The 6,322-nt window shown below is 38.1% G+C and carries 10 protein-coding genes and 1 pseudogene; 3 read left to right on the top strand and 8 right to left on the bottom strand.

Annotation, left to right across the window (positions count from 1 at the left end):
- The first annotated feature begins 97 nt into the window (after positions 1-97).
- Entirely contained in the window at positions 98-445 is a 348-nt protein-coding gene (locus FTU90_RS15515) for a hypothetical protein (RefSeq protein ID WP_159138984.1), read from the top strand.
- Between the two features lie 793 nt (positions 446-1,238).
- Here FTU90_RS15515 and FTU90_RS15510 read toward each other — a convergent pair.
- The 6 genes from FTU90_RS15510 to FTU90_RS15485 form a co-directional block, all read right to left on the bottom strand.
- Entirely contained in the window at positions 1,239-2,048 is an 810-nt protein-coding gene (locus tag FTU90_RS15510; protein ID WP_108091266.1) for a hypothetical protein, read from the bottom strand.
- Positions 2,049-2,175: 127 nt separating this feature from the next.
- A complete protein-coding gene (locus FTU90_RS15505; RefSeq protein WP_042087985.1) occupies positions 2,176-2,391 on the bottom strand; it encodes a hypothetical protein in 216 nt (71 codons plus the stop codon).
- Positions 2,381-2,677 carry a BrnT family toxin gene (locus tag FTU90_RS15500; RefSeq protein WP_042087986.1) on the bottom strand — a complete coding sequence of 99 codons (297 nt, stop codon included), beginning with the start codon at positions 2,675-2,677 and terminating at the stop codon, positions 2,381-2,383. The genes FTU90_RS15505 and FTU90_RS15500 overlap by 11 nt, the downstream gene beginning before the upstream one ends.
- Positions 2,678-2,747: 70 nt before the next feature.
- On the bottom strand, positions 2,748-3,248 hold the full coding sequence (locus FTU90_RS15495) for a hypothetical protein (RefSeq protein ID WP_068550831.1): 501 nt from the start codon (positions 3,246-3,248) through the stop codon (positions 2,748-2,750).
- Positions 3,245-4,174 carry a MobA/MobL family protein gene (locus FTU90_RS15490; protein WP_119065094.1) on the bottom strand — a complete coding sequence of 310 codons (930 nt, stop codon included), beginning with the start codon at positions 4,172-4,174 and terminating at the stop codon, positions 3,245-3,247. The genes FTU90_RS15495 and FTU90_RS15490 overlap by 4 nt, the downstream gene beginning before the upstream one ends.
- Positions 4,174-4,329, bottom strand: coding sequence for a hypothetical protein (locus FTU90_RS15485; protein WP_002061201.1), 156 nt, complete (start codon positions 4,327-4,329; stop codon positions 4,174-4,176). The genes FTU90_RS15490 and FTU90_RS15485 overlap by 1 nt, the downstream gene beginning before the upstream one ends.
- 279 nt (positions 4,330-4,608) lie before the next feature.
- Between FTU90_RS15485 and FTU90_RS15480 the strand changes: the two genes are divergently transcribed.
- Entirely contained in the window at positions 4,609-5,025 is a 417-nt protein-coding gene (locus FTU90_RS15480) for a conjugal transfer protein TraD (protein ID WP_108091264.1), read from the top strand.
- A 218-nt stretch (positions 5,026-5,243) separates the two neighbouring features.
- Here the strand turns inward: FTU90_RS15480 and FTU90_RS15475 are convergent.
- Positions 5,244-5,375: pseudogene (locus tag FTU90_RS15475) on the bottom strand (IS3 family transposase); the annotation flags it as partial.
- A 63-nt stretch (positions 5,376-5,438) separates the two neighbouring features.
- On the opposite strand from FTU90_RS15475, the gene FTU90_RS15470 reads away from it, so the two are divergent.
- On the top strand, positions 5,439-6,143 hold the full coding sequence (locus tag FTU90_RS15470) for an IS6 family transposase (RefSeq protein ID WP_005028420.1): 705 nt from the start codon (positions 5,439-5,441) through the stop codon (positions 6,141-6,143).
- 35 nt (positions 6,144-6,178) lie between these two features.
- On the opposite strand, the gene FTU90_RS15465 is transcribed toward FTU90_RS15470, so the two are convergent.
- The coding region (locus FTU90_RS15465) for a LysR family transcriptional regulator (RefSeq protein WP_180007109.1) at positions 6,179-6,322 on the bottom strand (144 nt) is incomplete at its 5' end.

Genomic DNA, 6,322 nt, shown 5'->3' with positions numbered 1-6,322 from the left:
GATAATCTTTCTCGGATTCAATCAATAATTGAACCGCTCTTTCTCTGATTTCAGGGGTATATTTTACTTTTTTCATCGGGACATTCTCTCAGAAAGCTTGGTCTCCGACAAACCCGGTACGGTTCAAGGTGAGATTTCTAAAATATATGTAGACAAAAATTCAATCAAAACAGCACCAAATAATAATGATATTAGATATTTTTCTATAAAAGAAGTTCACTCAAATCCTAAAAATAATGTAGTGAAAAATAATTTAGCGATTGAATGTTCACAAGGTCTTTTCTTGAGCCCATTTACTAATCAATGGGAACCTATTTTTCAAAGAGGCTATATTATTGGTACTCTAAAAACCTATGAATATTATAGCTATACAACTGTTTGCGATGATGTCAGAGGAAAATATTCTAATAACATTATTATTAATACAAACAGAATTGGATTTTAATAATAGCCTAAGCAGAACAAGCTTCTCAAAAGCTCTTCTATAAAAATATAAAAACCTATAAAAGCAAAAGCACATGCTCTCAACTTCTCAACTCGTTACCCAAGCGTCGCACTTCGTGCTTTGGCTTTGGTGAACGGTTGAGAGAGTTTCGGCAATACTCTCCCTAAAGGCGGTCATTTAAAAAAATGACACATCCTTTAAGTATTGCCGATTTACCGCATATTCTTTTGGCTTCGGAGCCACGTATATCGGTCGTATCCGCACATAGCTTTGCAGACTATGCAGACAAGGACTAAAGGTCTTGCACCTTCTCCCACGCGCTCCCTGTCGAAGTATGGCGGTATCTCTGCGAGGGTTTCCCCAACATGCAACTTAACCAACCTATACAGCTACTCTTAACGCTCCGCTTTTGTGAGATTCCCCTGTAGCGGTTTAGCCTTTCGACTATCGCTACGTTGCACCAGTGACACTTATTCCCTCCACATGCAACGCATGCCAATCCCTAAAACGGACACGCAGAAGCAGGCAAAGCTCGATCTATGATGCTTATTTGATGATTTAAAACACGGATTAACGAAGACTTATCATTTTGAGACTTGATCTAAACACTGTTTATTGTGAAAATAGAGTTCAGGTACCAGCCTTTGGTGAAATCATAACGGTCGCCAAACCTTATGATCTTCGTTATTCGATGGGTTAACATCAAATAACTGCGTACCGTAGAATTTACTGGAAAACCCCTCTAAGTTGCAAGGCTTAGGGGGGATTTTCTTTATAATTTACAATTACAAATTTACTTATCCTTATTTAAAGCAAATTTTCGCTTCTTAATCACAGTAATTGACTTTTCTTGTGAAGCTATATTTTGCTGAATAGCTACCTGCTTCATTTTTACTGGTAAAGTAATCTTTTCATCAGATTTGGGGCTAGATTCTTTAGGCTTTGAATCTGTTGGCTTTTGCAAAGTTGCTTCTTTATTTTTAATTTTTATATAAATTTTATGTACGACCGTATTGTGTTCTTTGATCTCCTTATTTTTACTCTTTATTTTTTTATATTGTTCTTTAAAGGGCGTTATAAAATTCTTAACCGTTGATAGCAGTACAGCTTCATCAGAGTGTATATCTGCTAATGTCTTTGGTGTTTCACTTTGTACAAAATCAATAAAATGTAAGGGAAATTTTTCAATAATCTCTGGAGTAGCAAAACTAACAAAATGATATCCGTGATAAGAAATTACAGCGTAATTTGTATCCTGTTTAATCGGATGTTTGATATATCCCTTTACTGTCGCTTCTCCTTGATCCAATAGCTTTTTTAGATAGAAATCCTTGATATGATTCTCTAAAACTCTACTTTTTCTATAAAAATTAATCTTATTGTTAATCTCTTCTCGCTCTTCTATTTCATCAACAATATCTAACTTATGACTAAATTCAACAAATTGAGCATGATGATATTCAGCAAGTTTAGAAGTCCAAATTAAGATTTGTCCAAGATTATCAGGCTTAATAATCTCAATATCGTTGAAATCAAGTTTTTTTATTAGTGCAAGTTCTTCATGCTTGAACTCTTTTCTTTCCAAACTTGAATGTTTCAACATAACAACTTCCTTAACCACGGCGTATCCTTCAAAAACTATAAAGTAAAAGCTCATTTGGTATGAATACCAAATGAGCTTTCTAATTAATCAATCAAACATTAAAACAAAAAAGGGAGGTCATACCTAATTAAGTACGTTTCAATGCCATAATATGGCGAACCATATCGTTAATATGTTGTTTTGTTTCATTATCTTGTGAACCTAACCATGTCACCACATCAGCATCAAAAGCCTTTGCTTGAGCGATGGCGTGACGTTCCTGTAATTTTTTCACAAAACTAGGTTTAACCAATGGGGCATTGGTAGGATCAAAATTTTTATAGCGTTCTAATTCATTTTGCATTGCTGTACCTCCGCTTTTGGTGATGTGATGGTTCAAATGCAGTGATTATTCTCGCAACATCTCCACGTTCAACCCAAACCACTGTTAATAGTCTACCACGATTGCTTAAACCGACTGATATTAGTCGTTGTTCGTCATAGTGTCCTACATCATCAAAAGACATCAATGCAGGATCAAGGAAAATACTACAGACTTCTTCGAACGTAATTTCACGCCCTCTGTAGACTAAATCCATTTTTTGGTCATGCCATTCAAATAACAAGCCGTAATATTCAATCAATGGCATGATTACCCCTTTTCCTCTCGTAGAATTGAAATTAAGTAAGAATTTTCTTTTAGCATAAGAAATATTCTTATTATTTTGGGTCTATGACACAAAAATCGCCATTTTTTCCATATCCGCACTGCTTTTTCATCACTCGGACACACGGTTTAGATTCTCCATCAACTTTACAACTTCCAATATCAAACTGGATGCCTTGCTGTCTCAGGCTCTCGATCTGCGGGATATTGCCTAAAGGTTTGATATAAACACTAAACAGCCAAATGATACCAAGCATCAGAATGGCAAAGATGCCTAGAACAATGGTAATGAGCTTCCATGACAACTGATCACGGGCTGATTCAATTGAATTATTCAAGCGTCCAAGTGCTTTAGCGGTCTTAATAAGCTCCGCTGTACCCTCCTGTAAGCCCGTATTTAGCGATTTTGATACAGTATGGTGGGTCTGCCCAGCAATAGTGCTTTGAATGTGTTCTTTCGTGATTTGAAGCTCTTTAACGGCCTGATTGACGAGGTTCTGCTGTTGTTCTGCAACTGCCATTAGTGCATATAGCTTTTTTTCATCAGGTGTCATCGGCTCATCCCTCTAAACTTCATTGTTTTCTGTTGCTCTCTTTCTAATTTCTGCTGTTGTTTGTACTGTTCCAAAGCAAGCTGTTTAAAGCTGTCAAAATCAGCCTTAAAGCTCTCAATACCCTGTTTAATTTCTTTGTCTGAAATTGGGCTGTTTTTGAGGTCTTTCAGGTCTTGTTTGGGGTCGCCTAAGTCTAGTCGCTCAAGCTCTTTATAGGCTGTACGTGATTGTTGTAGGGCTTCCCTAATTTCAGGGTCTTTGGCTTGGCTTGGTAACAGTTTCTTTTCGGGTTCTTTCTCTATGCCTTGCTCTTTGTAGCTTCGCATATCAATACGGCTATCAATTTGATGTTTTTCTAAATGGCTGTTGCATAAATCCGCCCATCTTTGGCGTAGGTCTTTAATATCAATTTTTCGTTCCTGGTAACTCTTGCCTGTATTGTCTTTTTTAGCTCCGCCACGTTCAGGATTTTTGCTGTTATAGCGTTTGAAATATTGCTCTGGATCTCGTTCGATTCCATCTTGCAGACGTTCATTAAACATGAGATGCACGTGGGGCTGATCGTTGCCGTCCATTGCTTTAGGGTTATGAATCGCAAACTGATATGGATATTTTGAGCCGATCTCGGACTGAATGAACTCCTCAACCAGTTCTAGACGTTGTTTGGCATTCATCTCTCTAGGCAGGGCAATTTCATATTCTCGATAGGTACTGCCATTTTTGCGCTCGTAAAGGTCGGCTGCTTCCCAAAAGGTAATCGGATTATGTTCAGCCCATTTCGGCATATTCCCATAGGCACTATGTTCAAGGTCGGTTTCTGCCTGTTCTTGTTTCAGCTTTTTTTCTTCATCCCGATCAATATATTCGGCATGCGGTGCTGCTTTACCTGCCTTACCGACTTTGACACTTAAACGAGCAATCGCCATTAGGTCTTATCCTGTTCCTTTTTTCGGTTACGTTCTTTTTTAAACGCTCTTTGATCAAGTATCGAAGCCCACATCATAATGATGATAATTAGCGGTGCTGCGATCACGCCAAAACTAATATCTTTGATTTTTCCCAATACCTGTTTTAGTTGCATGCTGTTGCTCCTAGCTTTGGTACTTCTTTTTTTCATTCAATTTTCAATTGAACGAAAAAAAGAAGTTTCAGGGTTTTAGGGATGAAGTCCCTAACGTGCTTAGGTTTCTCAATGAAATTGAGAAACGTCTAAGCGCGCCATCAATTTTTTGATGGAAGTACAGGCGACAATCTCTAGAACGACTTTAACAAAATTGCGTACCTTGGACGTAATTATTTTGTTATCGTTCTTTGAGTATTGAGCCTGTGCTTTTGCGGTATATGAATTAAGGAATTGAATATGAATAATGATTGGCTGTCTGAAAAAATTACCTACATTTCTGCTTTAAAGAATCCCAGTGATGCACAAAAGCTTTTATTAGAATTAGCTCAAATCCAATACCGTACTCCCGACCAAGAGAAAAAATTGAATGCCTTGATCAAAGCTGAAAAAGCCATAGATCGAGCGAATAAACAGAAGATAGCAGTCAGAAAATTACTGAATGCAGAAAAGGAAGCTGAACGAAAAGCTCGTACACGTCATCTCATTCAATTAGGCGCACTTTTTGAAATTGCTAACCTTGATCAGCGTGACCCAGCCGAATTACTTGGAATTCTGCTTAAAACTGCTGAAATAGACCCAAATGATATGAAATGGCAAATTTGGAAGGATTTAGGATTAGAAGTTCTCAAACAACGTAAAAATAATTCAAATTAATTATAAGCTAAGCTAGATCAGCAATAAATTAAGTTATGATTTAACAAATCATTATGAGATTTCATAGGACAATTAATGAAAAAGTTTATCTTAGGACTCTGTCTATCTTTACCAATTCTCTCTCATGCAGCACCTAAATGGGAACTTGCTAATGTATTCATCACAAACAAAGATAAAGGTGAACCGTACCGGGTTTGTCGGAGAGTTTTTTATTTAAGTTAGGCCACCTGACCTAACGGGTTAATCTTATCATAGTACATTGCTTCAAAATCAAAAGGTGATACATAACCTAGTGCACTATGTACACGCTCTTTATTGAACCAATCTACCCAATTTAGTGTCGCAAGTTGGGCACTGTTGCAAATAGGCTGACATGATAAGCTAAATATCTTATTTATTTCGAGATACAGCAGATGAATCCCTTCCACGGTCGGCACTTTCAAGGTGAAATCATTCTTTGGGCTGTTCGTTGGTATTGTAAATATGGCATCAGCTATCGTGAACTTCAGGAAATGCTGGCCGAACGTGGAGTGAATGTTGATCACACCACAATTTATCGCTGGGTTCAGCGTTATGCTCCAGAAATGGAAAAACGTTTACGTTGGTATTGGCGTAATCCTACAGATCGACATTTATGGCATCTGGATGAAACTTACGTAAAAGTGAATGGCAAATGGGCATATCTATACCGTGCAGTTGACCAACGTGGCCATACTCTTGATTTCTATCTTTCTGCTAGACGAAATACCCATTCAGCTTATTGTTTTCTTGGAAAAATTTTAAATAATGTGAAGAAGTGGCAAATTCCACAAGTGATCAACACGGATAAAGCACCCACATATGGACGTGCTTTATCACGGTTAAAACGGGAAGGTAAATGTCCACCAGACCTTGAGCACAGGCAGATTAAGTATAAAAATAACGTGATTGAATGTGATCATGGCAAGCTAAAGCGGATCATCAGGGCCACATTAGGATTCAAATCTATGAAGACGGCTTATGCCACAATTAAAGGTATTGAAGTCATGCGTGCACTACGTAAAGGACAAGCATCGTCATTTTATTATGGTCAGCCTCAGGGTGAAGTGTGTCTAATCAACAGGGTTTTCGGTCTCTAAGTACTTTTTAAAGGGAACATCATCGACTCAAATCTCTATTTGCAACAGTGCCCCATGAAGTGCCTGCCTGCGTCTGTTAGCCGAACGCCCCGCGCATGGCGCTCAAATAGCAGGACACCAAGGTTATCCTCCAGCGCTTTCACACGCGCGCTGACGCTCGACTGGCTGATACCAAGTGC

The organism is Acinetobacter sp. YH12200 (genome assembly GCF_013418175.1).
Taxonomy (GTDB): domain Bacteria; phylum Pseudomonadota; class Gammaproteobacteria; order Pseudomonadales; family Moraxellaceae; genus Acinetobacter; species Acinetobacter pseudolwoffii.
Note: the sequence above shows the minus strand (reverse complement) of the source record. Positions and strands in the feature narration are given on the sequence as shown.

Bases quoted from the DNA above. Each gene is read 5' to 3' on its own strand.
- FTU90_RS15510 (WP_108091266.1), bottom strand. From the start codon at position 2,048: ATGTTGAAACATTCAAGTTTGGAAAGAAAAGAGTTCAAGCATGAAGAA.
- FTU90_RS15505 (WP_042087985.1), bottom strand. From the start codon at position 2,391: ATGCAAAATGAATTAGAACGCTATAAAAATTTTGATCCTACCAATGCC.
- FTU90_RS15500 (WP_042087986.1), bottom strand. From the start codon at position 2,677: ATGCCATTGATTGAATATTACGGCTTGTTATTTGAATGGCATGACCAA.
- FTU90_RS15495 (WP_068550831.1), bottom strand. From the start codon at position 3,248: ATGACACCTGATGAAAAAAAGCTATATGCACTAATGGCAGTTGCAGAA.
- FTU90_RS15490 (WP_119065094.1), bottom strand. From the start codon at position 4,174: ATGGCGATTGCTCGTTTAAGTGTCAAAGTCGGTAAGGCAGGTAAAGCA.
- FTU90_RS15485 (WP_002061201.1), bottom strand. From the start codon at position 4,329: ATGCAACTAAAACAGGTATTGGGAAAAATCAAAGATATTAGTTTTGGC.
- FTU90_RS15480 (WP_108091264.1), top strand. From the start codon at position 4,609: ATGAATAATGATTGGCTGTCTGAAAAAATTACCTACATTTCTGCTTTA.
- FTU90_RS15470 (WP_005028420.1), top strand. From the start codon at position 5,439: ATGAATCCCTTCCACGGTCGGCACTTTCAAGGTGAAATCATTCTTTGG.